At 65.2% G+C, this 14,901-nt stretch carries 14 protein-coding genes and 1 pseudogene; 4 read left to right on the top strand and 11 right to left on the bottom strand.

Annotated elements, in window-relative coordinates; all coding sequences use genetic code 11:
* Positions 1–24: 24 nt before the first annotated feature.
* Positions 25–765, top strand: a complete 741-nt coding sequence (locus tag JQ617_RS22180; RefSeq protein WP_212028130.1) for a sulfate transporter family protein — start codon at positions 25–27, stop codon at positions 763–765.
* Positions 766–806: 41 nt separating this feature from the next.
* On the opposite strand, the pseudogene JQ617_RS22175 reads toward JQ617_RS22180, so the two are convergent.
* The 3 genes and pseudogenes from JQ617_RS22175 to nth form a co-directional block, all read right to left on the bottom strand.
* Positions 807–2,434 (bottom strand): annotated as a pseudogene (locus JQ617_RS22175) (MFS transporter).
* On the bottom strand, positions 2,421–3,548 hold the full coding sequence (locus JQ617_RS22170) for an HlyD family secretion protein (RefSeq protein ID WP_212028129.1): 1,128 nt from the start codon (positions 3,546–3,548) through the stop codon (positions 2,421–2,423). The pseudogene JQ617_RS22175 and the gene JQ617_RS22170 overlap by 14 nt, the downstream one beginning before the upstream one ends.
* Before the next feature lie 23 nt (positions 3,549–3,571).
* Positions 3,572–4,333: an endonuclease III gene (gene nth, locus JQ617_RS22165; RefSeq protein ID WP_212028128.1), complete on the bottom strand. Its 762-nt coding sequence runs from the start codon at positions 4,331–4,333 to the stop codon at positions 3,572–3,574.
* 22 nt (positions 4,334–4,355) lie between these two features.
* Here nth and JQ617_RS22160 point away from each other — a divergent pair, with 22 nt between their 5' ends.
* The gene (locus tag JQ617_RS22160; protein ID WP_212028127.1) at positions 4,356–4,874 is read left to right on the top strand and encodes a DUF2244 domain-containing protein; all 519 of its coding nucleotides are present in this window, start codon (positions 4,356–4,358) and stop codon (positions 4,872–4,874) included.
* Between the two features lie 55 nt (positions 4,875–4,929).
* Positions 4,930–5,826 carry a methylated-DNA--[protein]-cysteine S-methyltransferase gene (locus tag JQ617_RS22155; protein ID WP_212028126.1) on the top strand — a complete coding sequence of 299 codons (897 nt, stop codon included), beginning with the start codon at positions 4,930–4,932 and terminating at the stop codon, positions 5,824–5,826.
* 135 nt (positions 5,827–5,961) lie between these two features.
* Here the strand turns inward: JQ617_RS22155 and JQ617_RS22150 are convergent, their stop codons facing one another.
* From JQ617_RS22150 to dnaK, 8 genes are all read right to left on the bottom strand, one after another.
* Positions 5,962–6,585: a 2,3-bisphosphoglycerate-dependent phosphoglycerate mutase gene (locus tag JQ617_RS22150; protein ID WP_063685454.1), complete on the bottom strand. Its 624-nt coding sequence runs from the start codon at positions 6,583–6,585 to the stop codon at positions 5,962–5,964.
* Between the two features lie 20 nt (positions 6,586–6,605).
* Positions 6,606–7,421, bottom strand: coding sequence for a 4-hydroxy-tetrahydrodipicolinate reductase (gene dapB, locus JQ617_RS22145; RefSeq protein ID WP_212028125.1), 816 nt, complete (start codon positions 7,419–7,421; stop codon positions 6,606–6,608).
* Between the two features lie 194 nt (positions 7,422–7,615).
* A complete protein-coding gene (locus JQ617_RS22140) occupies positions 7,616–7,927 on the bottom strand; it encodes a DUF1330 domain-containing protein (RefSeq protein WP_145657576.1) in 312 nt (103 codons plus the stop codon).
* 83 nt (positions 7,928–8,010) lie between these two features.
* Complete coding sequence (pyrF, locus tag JQ617_RS22135) at positions 8,011–8,724, bottom strand: orotidine-5'-phosphate decarboxylase (protein WP_212028124.1); 714 nt, start codon at positions 8,722–8,724, stop codon at positions 8,011–8,013.
* A 6-nt stretch (positions 8,725–8,730) separates the two neighbouring features.
* Positions 8,731–9,309, bottom strand: a complete 579-nt coding sequence (locus JQ617_RS22130) for an NADPH-dependent FMN reductase (RefSeq protein WP_212028123.1) — start codon at positions 9,307–9,309, stop codon at positions 8,731–8,733.
* A gap of 56 nt (positions 9,310–9,365) precedes the next feature.
* Positions 9,366–9,965, bottom strand: coding sequence for a class I SAM-dependent methyltransferase (locus JQ617_RS22125; protein ID WP_063685446.1), 600 nt, complete (start codon positions 9,963–9,965; stop codon positions 9,366–9,368).
* 88 nt (positions 9,966–10,053) lie between these two features.
* On the bottom strand, positions 10,054–11,175 hold the full coding sequence (dnaJ, locus tag JQ617_RS22120; protein ID WP_145657580.1) for a molecular chaperone DnaJ: 1,122 nt from the start codon (positions 11,173–11,175) through the stop codon (positions 10,054–10,056).
* 245 nt (positions 11,176–11,420) lie between these two features.
* On the bottom strand, positions 11,421–13,322 hold the full coding sequence (dnaK, locus tag JQ617_RS22115) for a molecular chaperone DnaK (RefSeq protein WP_011083506.1): 1,902 nt from the start codon (positions 13,320–13,322) through the stop codon (positions 11,421–11,423).
* A gap of 394 nt (positions 13,323–13,716) precedes the next feature.
* Between dnaK and JQ617_RS22110 the strand changes: the two genes are divergently transcribed.
* Positions 13,717–14,658, top strand: a complete 942-nt coding sequence (locus tag JQ617_RS22110) for a hypothetical protein (RefSeq protein WP_212028122.1) — start codon at positions 13,717–13,719, stop codon at positions 14,656–14,658.
* Positions 14,659–14,901 lie beyond the last annotated feature (243 nt).

Here is a 14,901-nt window from a genome sequence, read left to right as displayed (position 1 = left end):
AGAGTTTAGCTCAGAGGGTCCCCCATGCTGGATGCCGCCGTGAAGGCGCTGTCGCAAATGATCTCGCCGCCGATGCGCACGATCCTGTGGCGATCGATCGGGCTTGCGCTCGTGCTGATCACCGTGCTGGCGATCGGCCTGCAGCGGCTGCTGAGCTGGTTTGCGACCTCCGGCGAGGTCTGGCTGGAGGGCCTGCTCGGGCCGGGCTGGCATTCCTCGCTCGAGGTCCTGTCCTGGATCGTCTCGATCGCGGCGGGGCTCGGCGTCGTGTTCGGCGGTATCTTCCTGATGCCCGCGATCACCTCGCTGGTGGCGAGCCTGTTTGTCGACGACGTCGCCGACATCGTCGAGCGCGAGCATTATCCCGCCGAGCGTCCGGGCACGGCGCTGCCGTTCAGCCAGGCGATCCTCGAAGGCGTCAAGACGGCGCTGCTGACGATCTTGGTCTATCTCGCCGCGCTGCCGCTGGTGCTGTTTGCCGGCGCCGGCTTCCTGATCTTCTTCGTTGCCGCCGCCTGGCTATTGGGCCGCGAATATTTCGAGCTCGCCGCGATGCGCTTCCGCTCGCCGGAGGACGCCAAGGCGATGCGTCGCGACAATGCCGCGACCATCTTCACCGCCGGCCTCTTCATCGCCGCCTTCGTCTCGATCCCGATCGTCAATCTGGCGACGCCGATCTTCGGCATGGCCTTCATGGTCCACATGCACAAGCGCCTGTCGGGCCCGCGCCCCGAGCTGATCGAACCGGCCCGGCAGATGCGGTGACAGTGCGCTCCCTCTCCCGCTTGCGGGAGAGGTAACCGGCGCTACGCGACCCGTACGCCGCATTTCCGCAGCAGCATCTTGGCAAAGCCGAACGGGGCCGGTGTGAACGGGCCCGGCGGCGCGCGGGTGATCAGCGCGATGAAGCCGAGCGCCGATATCGCGAGCCAGAAGCACAGCCAGAAGCCGTCGATATAGGCGAGCACGTTGGCCTCGCGCTGCACCAGTCCCGCGAGCGTGCCGACCGCGCGCGCCTGCGCCGATCCGGCCCCGTGAGGGACAAAATGATCGGCAAGCTGCTTCAGCATCCGTACCACGTCGATATCGCCGACGGCGAGGTTCTGGCCGATGTAGAAGGAATGCACCTGCTCGCGGACACGCAGCCAGGTTCCCATCAGCGCCACGCCGATCTCGGCGCCGCCGAGACGCATGATCTGGATATAGGCGGCGAAGGAGGTCGCGCGGCTCGGATCGGAGTTCGACAGCAGCGTGATGATCAGCGGCAGCAGGGTCAGCGACTGCCCGATCGCCTGGAGCACCACATGCCGATGAAATCCTCGCGCGCCCAGACATGCGTGAGCTGGGTGCCCCAGAGATTGGCGGCAGCGAAGCAGGCAAAGCCGAGCACAGTCACGGTACGGGTGTCAAAATGGCGAAGCAGCCAGATCGAGAGTGGCACCAGCACGAACATCGGCAGCGCGCCCCAGGTCAGCAACAAGAGGCCGCTCTGCTCTGGCCTGAGCAGACCGACAGTGCCGAGAAAGTTCGGCACCAGCGACGAGTTGGAGAGGCTGGTCAGCGTGTAGAGCAGGATCAAGACCAGGCCCAATCCGATGTTGCGCGAGAACAGCACATCCACATGGGCCCAGGGTTGGCGCACCAAAGATTCGTTGATCAGGAAGCCGGCAAACAACACGGCTCCGCCAACGAGCAGTGCCATCACCGTCCCGTTGCCGAGCCAGTCGAGGCGATTGCCCTGATCGAGGCCTGCGTAGATCATCGAAACCGACGTACCGAGCAGCAGCATGCCGCCCCAATCGGCCTCGCGCAGCAATGCGCGGTTCACGGCCTCGCTCGGCGTGCCCAGATAGACCATCAGGCCCATCAGCGGCGCGATCACCACGCTCTGCCAATAGACCCATTGCCAGCCGAGATGATCGACATAGAAGCCGACCAGCGAGCTCGACGTATCGAACGCAAAACCGACGCGGATCGAATAGAGCGCGATCGCCGGCAACCACCAGCGCATCGGCAAATTGCGAAAGATGATCATCAGCGTCGCCGGCACGAAGGTGCCAAGCAGGAGGCCGTGCACGACGCTGAGCGCGATCAGTGTCGTATAGTCGTGCACGAGGGGGACGATCAGCGAGATCACGGCATAGATCAAACTCGGGATGCCGAGCACGCGGCGAAGACCGAACACGGTTGCGAGCCACGGCACCGCGGGTGCGATCAAGATCTGCGATCCGATGCCGGCGGTGGACAGCCACGCGCCCTCGTCGAATGAGAGCGAGAACGCGCCGCGCAGATCCGGCAAGCCGACTGTGGTCAGGCGGCTGTCGACATTGGTGAGAAACGAGCCCAGCAGCACCGCCGCCACCGCGAACAACGGCTGGGGTGCGATGCCGCCGCGCGAGACCGGTCCGCGGCGGTCATCGTCATTTTCCGCCATCGCCGCCCGCAGTATTGATGCTGGTCACCACCGACATGCCCGGCACCAGCCGCGCCAGCAGCGGCTGGTTGGCGTCGAGCTGGATGCGCACGGGAATGCGCTGCACGACCTTGGTGAAATTGCCGGTCGCATTGTCGGGCGGCAGCAGCGCGACCTGCGCGCCGGTCGCCGGTGCGATGCGCTCGACCTTGCCGTGCAGCTTCTCGCGCGGGAAACTGTCGACGGTGATTTCGACCGGCTGGCCCGGCGCCACATGCGTCAGCTGGGTCTCCTTGTAGTTCGCGATCACGTACACTTTCGGCAGCGGCACCACGTTGATGAGGTTGGTGCCGATATTGACGTAATCGCCGGGCTGCACCTGGCGCTCGCCGACGACGCCGTCGAACGGCGCGGTGATTGCCGTATAACCAAGCTTGAGCTTCACGCTTGCGAGCGTCGCCTTGGCCGCCTCGACATCGGCGGCACGCTGCTTCCTGGTGCCCTGCAGGACCTCGAGCTGGTGCTGCTGGGCGGCGATCACGGCGCGGCTGGCGCGCACGTCGGCCTGCGCCTTGGCGTAGCCGGCAACCGCCTGCTCGAACCGCTGGCGCGTGCCGGATTCGGTCTGCGACAGCGATTTCTGTCGATCCTGCTCCTGCTGGGCCTCGATCTCGAGCGCTTCGGCCGAGAGCCGCGCGGCCTGGGCCTGCGCGATGGTCGCATATTGCAGCTCGATCTGCTTGGAGAGATTGTCGAGCACGGCTTGCGCGGCGGCAACCGCGGCCTCGGATTGCGCGACCTGGGCCTGATAGTCGGCGGGATCGATCTGGATCAGGAGATCGCCGGCCTTGACGCGCTGGAAGTCGGTCACTGCCACGGTCAGCACCTCGCCGGAGACGCGGCTTGCCAGCCGCGTCAGTTCGGCGCGCACATAGGCGTCATTGGTGGTCTGGACCACTTCATTGCCGACCCATTCATCGAAACGCAGCGTCGCCAGCGCGACGAAGCCGAGCGCGACGATCACGGCAAACAACGGGATCGCGAGCCGGCTCCACAGCGAGGTCGCTGGCGGCTGGGCGGGCTTTGGCGGCGGCGCGGCAGGCGGTGGCGGCGAAATTTGTTCCTGCTGACTCACGGATGACCCCAAACCGTTTTGTCCTAGACCGTCTTCTCCGGCCACCGGCAGAGATCGTTGATCAGGCACACCTCGCAGCGCGGCTTGCGCGCGAGGCAAGTATAGCGGCCGTGCAGGATCAGCCAATGATGGGCATGCAGCATGAACTCGGCCGGGATCACCTTTTCGAGACCGAGCTCGACCTCCAGCGGCGTCTTGCCGGGCGCAAGCCCCGTGCGGTTGCCGACGCGGAACACATGCGTGTCCACCGCCATCGTATGTTCGCCGAAGGCCATGTTGAGCACGACGTTGGCGGTCTTGCGTCCCGCCCCCGGCAATGACTCGATCTCCGCGCGCGTGCGCGGCACCTCGCCGCCGAAATCGCTGAGCACCTTGGCCGACAGCGCGATGACGTTCTTCGCCTTGGTGCGATAGAGGCCGATGGTCTTGATGTACTCGCGAAGACGCTCCTCGCCGAGGTCGAGCATCTTCTGCGGCGTGTCGGCGATTTCGAACAAGGCCCGCGTCGCCTTGTTGACGCCGGCATCGGTGGCCTGGGCCGACAGCACCACGGCGACCAAGAGCGTGAACGGGTTGACGTGCTCGAGCTCGCCCTTCGGCTCCGGATTGGCCTTGCGGAAGCGGCTGAAGACCTCATGAATCTCCGCCGGCGTCCAGGGCTTTGTCGCTTTGAGCGATTTCTTTGCCGGGGCCGGTTTCCTAGCGGGCTTGGCGATGGCCGCCTTTGCCTTTTTCTGCGGCACGGCGGCTTTGCGCGGGACCGGCTTGCGGGTGATTTTCGCCATGATCGGGATATACTGAGGGACGATGAGCACAGGCAACGAAATTGAGCGCGAGAACGAGCCTCAGATCTTCTCCGCGCTGCTGACGCCGCACCGCTCGCTGAACCGCACCGGCTTCCTCGCCGTCATGCTGTTCCTGAGCGTCGTCAGCTTTGCCACCGGGCTCGCCTTCCTGATGAAGGGCGCCTGGCCCGTGCTTGGCTTCTTCGGTCTCGACGTGCTCGTGGTGTGGTGGGCCTTCAGGGTCAATTTCGGCACCGCCCGGGCGCGCGAGGAAATCACGGTCACGACCTCCGAACTGCGCGTGAGGCGCATCAGCCATCACGGCCAGGTCGCCGAATGGACCTTCAATCCGCTCTGGGTCCGCCTCGACATGGAAGTCGACGAGGATTTTGGCATCGAGCATCTCTATCTGATCTCGCGCGGCCACCAGATCCGCATCGCGAGGTTCCTCGGGCCTGAGGAAAAGGCTAGTTTTTACAAAGGCTTGGTCGAGGCACTCAACGCCGCCAAGCGCGGGCCGACCTACAATCCGATCAACTGAAATCCCGTCGGAAATCGGGTGGTTTCAAGCCCGCCCCTCTCCTACATTTCCGGTCATGATGACACTCGCGATCCATGACCAGCGCTTGGCCAAGCCGGGCCCCCAGAACGCAGCGCTGCGCGACTATGATTCCGTGCGCCGGGCGATCGCGTTCATTTCCGAGAACTGGCGCGCGCAGCCGACCATCGAGGCGATGGCGGATGCGGCCGGCGTCACACCGGACGAACTGCACCATCTGTTCCGCCGCTGGGCCTCGATCACGCCGAAGGCCTTCATGCAGGCGCTCACCCTCGACCACGCCAAGGGGCTGCTGCGGGATTCCGCCAGCATCCTCGATGCGGCACTCGACTCCGGGCTCTCGGGTCCGGGCCGGCTGCACGACCTCTTCGTCACCCATGAAGCGATGTCGCCGGGCGAATGGAAGAACGGCGGCGCGGGGCTGACCTTGCGCTACGGCTTCCATCCCTCGCCGTTCGGCACCGCCATCGTGATCGCGACCGATCGCGGCCTCTCGGGCCTCGCCTTTGCCGATCCCGGCGAGGAGAAGATCGCGCTCGCCGACATGACGCGGCGCTGGCCGAACGCGACCTATGTCGAGGATCACGAGGGCACCGCGCCGCTCGCCGCGCGCATCTTCGACACAAAACTCTGGCGGCCCGACCAGCCGCTGCGCGTGGTGCTGATCGGCACCGATTTCGAGGTGCGGGTGTGGGAGACGTTGCTGAAGATTCCGATGGGCCGCGCGGTGTCCTATTCCGACATCGCCTGCAACATCAGCAACCCGAAGGCCTCGCGCGCCGTCGGCGCTGCGGTCGGCAGGAACCCGGTCTCGTTCGTCGTGCCCTGCCACCGCGCACTCGGCAAGAGCGGCACGCTCACCGGCTATCACTGGGGCATCACCCGCAAGCAGGCGATGCTGGGCTGGGAAGCCGGGCGGGTCGGGGTGCAGTAATCGCCGTCCCGGCAAAGGTCTCGTAGGGTGGGCAAAGGCGCAAAGCGCCGTGCCCACCATTTGTCTTAAGTCGCTGACGCTGCGTGGGCACGCTTCGCTTTGCCCACCCTACGGCACCGCCATTGTGGCGGAAACCTACCCCGCCAGATCCAGCTTCGAGGCCACGGTTGAATCCGCGTTGAGCCGGTAGATGATCGGTACGCCGGTCGCGAGCTCGCGCTTCAGGATGCCTTCCGGCGACAGTTTCTCCAGCACCATGATCAGCGCGCGCAGCGAGTTGCCGTGGGCGGCGACGAGGGTGCGCTTGCCGTTGAGCACGCCGGGCAGGATCTCCTGCACGTAGTACGGCAGGGCGCGCGCCAGCGTGTCCTTCAGGCTTTCGCCGCCGGGCGGCGGCACGTCGTAGGAACGGCGCCAGATCAGCACCTGGTCCTCGCCCCACTTCTTGCGCGCGTCGTCCTTGTTGAGGCCGGAGAGATCGCCATAGTCGCGCTCGTTCAGCGCGAGGTCCTTCGAGGTCGGCAGGCCTTTCTGGCCGAGCTCGCCGAGGATGAGGTCGAGCGTGTGCTGCGCGCGCGTCAGCACCGAGGTGTAGGCGACGTCGAACACGAGGCCCTGCGCCTTCAGCTTGCGGCCGGCTTCCTTGGCCTCTTTGACGCCGAGCTCGGTGAGGTCGGGGTCCTTCCAGCCCGTGAACAGGTTCTTCAGATTCCATTCGCTCTGGCCATGGCGCACGAGCACGAGGAGTCGTTCACTCATCAACTGATTTCCATGTTTGTTCAGATGTCGGAAAGGCCGAGCACGTCGGCCATGGAGTAGTGCCCCGGCGGCTTGCCGTGCGCCCACAGCGCCGCCTTGAGCGCGCCGTGCGCAAACAGCATGCGGTCCTCGGCCTGGTGCGACAGCGTCAGGCGCTCGAACGGACCGAGGAAGGTCACGCTGTGGTCGCCGGCCACGGTGCCGCCGCGCAAGGAGGCGAAACCGATATTGCCCGGCCGGCGCGCGCCGGTGATGCCGTCACGGCCGCGCTCGGAATGCTCGTCGAGGGGGACGCCGCGGCCGCTGGCTGCGGCCTGGCCCAGCATGAGCGCCGTGCCCGAGGGCGCATCGACCTTCATGCGGTGATGGGTCTCGACGATCTCGATGTCGAAGCTCTGGTCCAGCGCCTTGGCGACGCGCTTGACCACGGCGGCGAGCAGATTGACGCCGAGGCTCATATTGCCCGACTGCACCACCACCGCGCGGTTGGTGACGCTCTTGATCACGGCGTTGTCGGAGCCCGATAGCCCCGTCGTGCCGACGACGTGCACGAGGCCGCGCTCGGCGGCGATCGCGACATTGGCGATGGTCGCGGCCGGCACGGTGAAATCGAGGATTCCGTCGGCCTCCTTCGACATCGCCCAGAGATCGGCCGACAGCTTGACGCCGTTGGCGGGGAGCCCCGCGAGCACGCCGGCATCCTTGCCGAGCAGCTCCGAGCCCGGCGCCTCCAGCGCACCTGCCAGCACCGCGCCTTTGCTCTCGGCAATCGCCCGCACCAGCGCGCGGCCCATCCGGCCGCCGGCTCCTGCAACAATCAAGCGCATGTCGGACATGGTGTAATCCTCTTCGGAGGCCGTTGTAGCGGGGGGATGGAGTTCCGGCAACCGAGGGGGATTGTAGGGCGCGACGCCACGTTCACCGTCATTCCGGGGCGATGCGCAGCATCGAGCCCGGAATCTCGAGATTCTCAGGTGCGCAATTGCGCACCATAGTTCGCCCTTTGGGCGCCCCGGAATGACGGTATCCGTCAGCCGTCCGCCGGCTGCGGGCCGTCATAGCCCTCGATGATGATGAGGTCGGCGACCGAGTGCGGCTGGCGCACCTTGATGTTGGCCTGGTATTCCGGCGAGTTGTAGCAGTCGATTGCGGTCTGGTAGCTCGGGAATTCGATGACGACGTTGCGGGTGCGGCTGGCGCCTTCGACGGTGGTGAACTTGCCGGCGCGGACGACGAAGCGGCCGCCCCACTTCTTGAAGATCGGACCGTTGGCGACGGCATAGGGCTTGTAGCCCTCGTCGCTGCTCACATCGACGCGTCCGATCCAGTAGCCCTTTGCCATTGTTCTTCTCCCTTGTTGTCCGGTGGTTGGCAGTCTCTATTTGAGACTGATCTGATTGGAAAACCGCTGCGCACTTTTCCGGATCATGCTCGAAGCGCCTGCGCGATCTCGGCGTGAATGGCTTCTGCCGTCGCCTTGGGATCGGCGGCCTCGACCACCGGCCGTCCGACGACGAGATAGTCGGCGCCGGCGGCAATCGCACGGCCCGGCGTCATGATGCGCTTCTGGTCGCCGCTGGCCGAACCCGCCGGGCGGATACCGGGTGTCACGAGCGTCATCTGGTGGCCGACGATCTTGCGAAGGCTGCCGACTTCCTCGGGCGATGACACCAGCCCGTCGACACCGAGAACCTGCGCCTGCTGCGCGCGCGCTTCGACCAGCTCGGAGACACCGAGCCGATAACCGGCGGCGTGCAGATCGTCCTCGTTGTAGGAGGTCAGCACCGTCACGGCGAGAATCTTCAGGCTAGCACTGCCGCGTCCCTCGACAGCGCCTTTCATGGTCTGCGGATAGGCATGCACGGTCACGAAAGTTGCACCAAGCTTGGCGACGCTCTCGGTGCCGCGCGCGACAGTGTTGCCGATGTCGTGCATCTTGAGATCGGCAAACACCTTCTTGCCCTTGTCGGCGAGCTTGCCGATCAGCGGCAGGCCGCCGGCATAAGCGAGCTGATAGCCGATCTTGTAGAACGAGACGCTGTCGCCGAGCCTTGCGATCATCGCTTCCGCGGCCTCAACGCTCGGCAGATCGAGCGCAACGATCAGGCGGTCTTTCGGGGCGATTTCGGCTGGCGTCATGTCACCTCACATCATGCGTTGGGAAATGTCGATCAACTGCGCGACCAGCTCCTTCAGCCCTGCGATATCGCTCTCGTGCTTCAGCCTGTCCATATCGTCATAGGCTTCGTGGGCAAAGGCGAGCGTGAGCTGGCTGGCAATCACATTGGCGTGGCAGGAGGTCAGGATCAGGCGCAACGCCTGGAGCGCTCGGGCGGCGCCGAGGCGGCTCTGCGAAGCGCCTGCGAGCGCGAAAGCACGGCTGCGAAACACCTCGCCGCGCGCCTCGTGCAGCTCGTGGACGCGGCTGACCCAGTCGATCGCGTTCTTCAGCAGCGGCGGCACCGATGCATTGTATTCGGGCGAGACGATCAGCACGCCATGATGCGCGCCGATCATGCGCTTGAGATTGATCGCGTGCTTGGGCACGCCGGACTTCGCCTGGAGATCGCCGTCGTAGATCGGCAGCGGAAAGTCGGCGAGCGAGATGCGGGTGACGTCGACGCCGGCCTGGGCGAATGCATGGGCGATGACCGCCGCCAGCTTCGCATTGTGCGAGCCGGTGCGCAGCGAGCCGGGAATGACCAGGATCTTCGGAGCTGACATCCAATCCAATACGTTCGGCGAAACGAACCCGCCGCGCATAGAAGGAGCCGGCGGAATTAATCCTTGCGATACACCCAGACGCGGGCCGGCGGAAGGTTCATCCAGATCCGTTCCGAGGCCTCTGTGGACACGCCGGGCAGCGATTTCGGGATCGGCGGCACCACCGCATAGGTGAACTGGACGAAGGGCGCGCCGGGCGCCAGTGCCGTGAAGGCGTCGCGGATGAGCCGCAGCCGCGTCAGCATCGGTTTCGTGACCAGCGGCAGGCCGGACACCACGGCCGAAGCGGGCGCACCCAGCACGTTCCAGAGCGTATCGCGCAGGCGGTAGGCATCGCCCTGCACGACCTTGGCTTGCGGGTAGCGATCACGCAGCAGCGCGCAGAAGCCGGGATTGTATTCGACGAGGACGAGACGCTTCTGATCGACGCCGCGCTCGATCAGCGCTGATGTGATGGCACCGGTGCCGGGCCCGAGCTCGACCACGGGCGCGTCGGAATCGACGTCGACATAATGAGCCATGGTCCGGGCCAGCAGCTTGCCCGACGGCATCACCGCGCCCATGTGGAGGGGCTTTTCGATCCATGATCTCAGAAAGCGCACCTCGTCATCGAGACGGGGCTTCTTCAACGCACGCGCGGACGATGGCAATGGCATGTCAGGACCGGACGGGACCGCGGGACCGCGGCGTGTCAGAAAATGGTCATAAAGACGTATAGGCCGCAGGCGGTATGGTCAAGCCGAGTCAGTTCGCTCGATTACCGAAGAAGTCCTTGACCTTGGCGAAGAAACCCTCGGCTTCCGGCTGGGTATTCCCGGATGAGAGCTTTTCGAACTCGGCCAGCAACTCCTGCTGCTTCTTGGTGAGATTTTGCGGGGTCTCGACCACGACCTGGACGTACATGTCGCCGGTCTGGCGCGACCGCAGCACGGGCATGCCTTTTGATGCAATGCGGAATCGGCGGTTGGACTGGGTCCCGGCGGGCACCTTCACCTTCGCCTTGGCCTTGTCGATGGTGGGCACCTCGAATTCGCCGCCGAGGGCGGCCGTCACCATCGAGATCGGCACACGGCAATGCAGGTCCGCGCCGTCGCGCTGAAAGAACTGGTGCTGGGCCAGCGACAGGAAGATGTAGAGGTCGCCGGGCGGACCGCCGCGCACCCCGGCCTCGCCTTCGCCGGCGAGCCTGATCCGCGTGCCGTCCTCGACGCCCTGGGGAATGTTCACCGACAGCGTCCGCTCGCGCGTGACGCGGCCCTGGCCCGCGCAGGACGGGCAGGCGTCCTCGATCATCTGGCCGCGGCCCTGACAGCCGTGGCAGGTGCGTTCGAGCGTGAAGAAGCCCTGCGACTGCCGCACGCGGCCGGCGCCGCCGCAGGTCGAGCAGGTCTTCGGCTTGGTGCCGGCCTTGGCACCGATGCCCGAGCAGGCCTCGCAGGTGACCGAGACCGGGATCTCGATCTGCGCGGTCTTGCCGCCAAAGGCTTCCTCGAGCGTGATCTCCATGTTGTAGCGCAGGTCGGCACCGCGCTCGCGGCCGCCACGGCCGCGCTGCCCGGCCATGCCGAACAGATCTTCGAAGATGTCGGAGAAGGAAGAGGCGAAGCCTGCGCCGAAGCCGGCGCCGCCACCACCCTGCTCGAAGGCCGCGTGGCCGAAACGGTCGTAGGCGGCGCGCTTGTCCTTGTCCTTGAGGACTTCGTAGGCCTCGTTGATTTCCTTGAACTTGACCTCGCTGGTGTCGTCCCCGGGATTGCGATCGGGGTGGAACTTCATCGCCAGCTTGCGAAAGGACGATTTCAGGACGGAATCGTCAGCGGTGCGTTCGACTTCGAGGGTTTCGTAATAGCAGCGCTTGGTGGACATGGCAGGCTCGGTCTATCCAATCGCGAGTCAAGTCGGAGCGAAACAACGTCGCCACGCGACGATATAGGCAGCCTTCCGCGTCGTGGCAGAGGGCTGCATGGCGGCGTTGAGAATAACGGCTGGGAATTGATCGATCGTAACGGGCATCCCGCCCGTACCGCCCGACACGACAGCCTCCCCCCTGAAGGGGGAGGCCGGTGAAGCGTGTGGGGTCCAAGCCGTCCGCATCATGACCCTCTTGGGGCTTATGCGGACTTCTTGTTGTTCTTGTCGTCGTCGACTTCGGTGAACTCCGCGTCGACAACGTCGTCCTTGGCCGCATCCTTCTTGGCGTCGGCCTCGGCCTGCTGCTTGTACATGGCCTCGCCGAGCTTCATCGAAGCCTGCGCCAGCGTCTGGGTCTTGGCCTTGATCGCCTCGGCATCGTCGCCCTTCAGCGCTTCCTTGAGGTCGCTGACGGCATCCTCGATGGCGCGGCGCTCGGTCTCGGCGACCTTCGAACCGTGCTCGGCCAGGGCCTTCTCGGTCGAATGCACCAGGCCATCGGCCTCGTTCTTGGCGGTGACGGCCTCGCGGCGCTTCTTGTCCGCCTCGGCATTGGCCTCGGCGTCCTTGACCATCTTCTCGATGTCGGCTTCCGACAGGCCGCCGGAGGCCTGGATGCGGATCTGCTGCTCCTTGCCCGTGGCCTTGTCCTTGGCCGAGACGTTGACGATGCCGTTGGCGTCGATGTCGAAGGTCACCTCGATCTGCGGCATGCCGCGCGGAGCCGGCGGAATGCCCATCAGGTCGAACTGGCCGAGCATCTTGTTGTCGGCCGCCATTTCACGCTCGCCCTGGAAGACGCGGATGGTGACGGCATTCTGATTGTCTTCAGCCGTCGAGAACACCTGGCTCTTCTTGGTCGGGATCGTGGTGTTGCGGTCGATGATGCGGGTGAACACGCCGCCCAGCGTCTCGATGCCCAGCGACAGCGGGGTCACGTCGAGCAGCAGCACGTCCTTGACGTCGCCCTGGAGCACGCCGGCCTGGATCGCGGCACCGATCGCCACGACTTCGTCCGGGTTGACACCCTTGTGCGGCTCCTTGCCGAACAGCTGCTTCACGACTTCCTGGACCTTCGGCATGCGCGACATGCCGCCGACCAGCACCACTTCGCCGATCTCACCGGCGGTGACGCCGGCGTCCTTCAGCGCCTTGCGGCAGGGCTCGACCGTCTTCTGGATGAGATCGTCGACCAGCGCTTCGAACTTGGCGCGGGTGAGCTTCATCGTCAGATGCTTCGGCCCGGTCTGGTCCGCGGTGATGAAGGGCAGGTTGATCTCGGTCTGCGTCGTCGAGGACAGCTCGATCTTGGCCTTTTCAGCGGCTTCCTTCAGGCGCTGCAACGCGAGCTTGTCGTTGCGCAGGTTGATGCCCTGCTCCTTCTGGAACTCGTCGGCCAGATAACCCACGAGGCGCATGTCGAAATCTTCGCCGCCGAGGAAGGTGTCGCCGTTGGTCGACTTCACCTCGAACACGCCGTCGCCGATTTCGAGAATGGAGATATCGAACGTGCCGCCGCCGAGGTCGTACACGGCGATCGTGCCGGTCTTGGTCTTGTCGAGACCATAGGCGAGCGCGGCCGCGGTCGGCTCGTTGATGATGCGCAGCACTTCAAGGCCAGCGATCTTGCCGGCGTCCTTGGTCGCCTGGCGCTGGGCGTCGTTGAAGTAGGCGGGAACGGTGATGACGGCCTGGTCGACCTTCTGGCCGAGATGGGCTTCCGCGGTCTCCTTCATCTTCTGCAGGATGAAAGCAGAGACCTGCGAGGGCGAGTAGGTCTGGCCGTCGGCCTCGACCCAGGCGTCGCCGTTGGAAGCCTTCACGATCTTGTACGGAACGAGCTTCTTGTCCTTCTCGACCATCGGGTCGTCGTAGCGGCGGCCGATGAGGCGCTTCACTGCGAAGAACGTACGCTCCGGATTGGTAACGGCCTGGCGCTTAGCAGGCTGGCCGACGAGGCGCTCACCGTCGTCCGTGACGGCGACGATCGAAGGCGTCGTGCGCATGCCTTCGGAATTCTCGATGACTTTGGCGTTTTTGCCATCCATTACGGCAACGCACGAGTTCGTGGTGCCGAGGTCGATCCCAATGACCTTTCCCATGGTCCTGATATCCTTCTTTTTGCGGCAGGTTGGCTGGGCCCAGAAGGCACCCGAACCGAAACCCCCTAAGATCAAACATCCGCGATATTGCGATGATTGAGGCTCATATAGGAGGGGGGGAGGGGGCCGCAAGGACCGAAACCACGTTTCGGCCGTGAAAACATTGGGTTTTAAGAGATGATATCCGGGCTCAACCGCCCTTGCGGGTGATGAAATATTAACAGGTCCGGTGATCCGCCACCCCGCCGGCCGCAATCCGCCCCCACCCTGTTACGGCAGGGCCAAACCCGCTAAAAGGCGGGCCGGCCGGCAGCTCCGCCAAGGCTGCTTCGCGCGACAAAGCGCCCGAGGGCCGACCATCGAACGGCCTCAATGTGAACCAATCAGAGTGCCCATGAAGCTGACCCGCCCCCTCGCCGCGCTCGCCCTGCTTATTGCCTCCGCGTTTCCGGCCCTGGCGGCCGATGCCGTTTTCCCGCCGGGCCTGCGCCTCGGCATGGTGCCCCTGGTCGGTCTCAGCACGGCCAAGACCTTTCCGGGCTTCGAGAGCGAGGACGGCAACGTCAAGGTGCTGATCACCGAGCTGCCGCCGGCGGCCTATGGCGAGGTCGTCAGCGCCTTCAATTCCAATCCGGCCGGCACCGGCGGCGTCAAGCAGGACAAGATCGAGACGCCCGCGGGCCTCGCCTACTTCACCACCGAGAGCGGCAAGGCCGGCGACACCCCGGTGAAGCGCTATTCGATGATCGTGCCGGGCGCAGGCTTCTCCGGCTATGTCGCGGTCCAGATCCCCGAGAATGCGACCAAGATCTACACGGATGAAGCCGTGCGGCAGATGTTTGCGAGTGCCACCACGCGCAAGCAGGTCTCGGCCGAAGAGCAGATCGGGCTGATGCCGTTCAAGATCACCGATCTTGCCGACTTCAAGGACATCCGCACGCTGGCGCCGGGCTCGAGCATCATCCTGGCCGACGGCAATGAGGGCTCGGGCTATGAATCCAAGCCCTTCATGATCCTCGGCCTGATCGGCGCCACCCCGCAAGCCGCCGACGACCGCGCGCGCTTCGCCCAGGAGGCCGCGCTCCAGATCCCCGGCGTGCGCGAATCGCGCGTGACCATGTCAGAGCCGATCCGCATCAACGGCCAGCAGGGCTTTGAGACCCGGATCGACGGCGTCAGCGGCAAGGACAAGGTGCCGGTGACCGTGGTGCAGTGGATCCGCTTCTCCAGCGGCGGCGCCTCGCTGCGCATCATCGCCAGCGCCCCCCGCGACCAGTGGCAAGCCGCCTTCACCCGCTTCCGCGCCGTGCGCGACGGGATTCAGCCGAAGGGGTAGCTGCATCTCCGTACGACATGCGCTCCCTCCCCCGCCTCCGGGTTGGAGAGAGGGTGTCTCCGCATAGGGGCACTCCCGATGTGGAGAGAACCCCCACCCGGCGCTTCGCGCCGACCTCCCCCGCAAGCGGGAGAGGTTGCAGCGGGGGACGCGGAGAGAGCCCAACCCCTCACCAAAGCCGGCCGCATTTTCGGGCTTCTGTTCGTATACGAACGGAACTAGGCTTCCCCCGTTGGATCATCC

It is taken from the genome of Bradyrhizobium sp. KB893862 SZCCT0404 (assembly GCF_018130885.1).
GTDB classification, from domain to species: domain Bacteria; phylum Pseudomonadota; class Alphaproteobacteria; order Rhizobiales; family Xanthobacteraceae; genus Bradyrhizobium; species Bradyrhizobium stylosanthis.
This window is presented reverse-complemented; position numbering and strand designations above follow the sequence as displayed.

Bases quoted from the DNA above. Each gene is read 5' to 3' on its own strand.
- JQ617_RS22180 (WP_212028130.1), top strand. From the start codon at position 25: ATGCTGGATGCCGCCGTGAAGGCGCTGTCGCAAATGATCTCGCCGCCG.
- nth (WP_212028128.1), bottom strand. From the start codon at position 4,333: ATGGCGAAAATCACCCGCAAGCCGGTCCCGCGCAAAGCCGCCGTGCCG.
- JQ617_RS22160 (WP_212028127.1), top strand. From the start codon at position 4,356: ATGAGCACAGGCAACGAAATTGAGCGCGAGAACGAGCCTCAGATCTTC.
- JQ617_RS22155 (WP_212028126.1), top strand. From the start codon at position 4,930: ATGATGACACTCGCGATCCATGACCAGCGCTTGGCCAAGCCGGGCCCC.
- JQ617_RS22150 (WP_063685454.1), bottom strand. From the start codon at position 6,585: ATGAGTGAACGACTCCTCGTGCTCGTGCGCCATGGCCAGAGCGAATGG.
- dapB (WP_212028125.1), bottom strand. From the start codon at position 7,421: ATGTCCGACATGCGCTTGATTGTTGCAGGAGCCGGCGGCCGGATGGGC.
- JQ617_RS22140 (WP_145657576.1), bottom strand. From the start codon at position 7,927: ATGGCAAAGGGCTACTGGATCGGACGCGTCGATGTGAGCAGCGACGAG.
- pyrF (WP_212028124.1), bottom strand. From the start codon at position 8,724: ATGACGCCAGCCGAAATCGCCCCGAAAGACCGCCTGATCGTTGCGCTC.
- JQ617_RS22130 (WP_212028123.1), bottom strand. From the start codon at position 9,309: ATGTCAGCTCCGAAGATCCTGGTCATTCCCGGCTCGCTGCGCACCGGC.
- JQ617_RS22125 (WP_063685446.1), bottom strand. From the start codon at position 9,965: ATGCCATTGCCATCGTCCGCGCGTGCGTTGAAGAAGCCCCGTCTCGAT.
- dnaJ (WP_145657580.1), bottom strand. From the start codon at position 11,175: ATGTCCACCAAGCGCTGCTATTACGAAACCCTCGAAGTCGAACGCACC.
- dnaK (WP_011083506.1), bottom strand. From the start codon at position 13,322: ATGGGAAAGGTCATTGGGATCGACCTCGGCACCACGAACTCGTGCGTT.
- JQ617_RS22110 (WP_212028122.1), top strand. From the start codon at position 13,717: ATGAAGCTGACCCGCCCCCTCGCCGCGCTCGCCCTGCTTATTGCCTCC.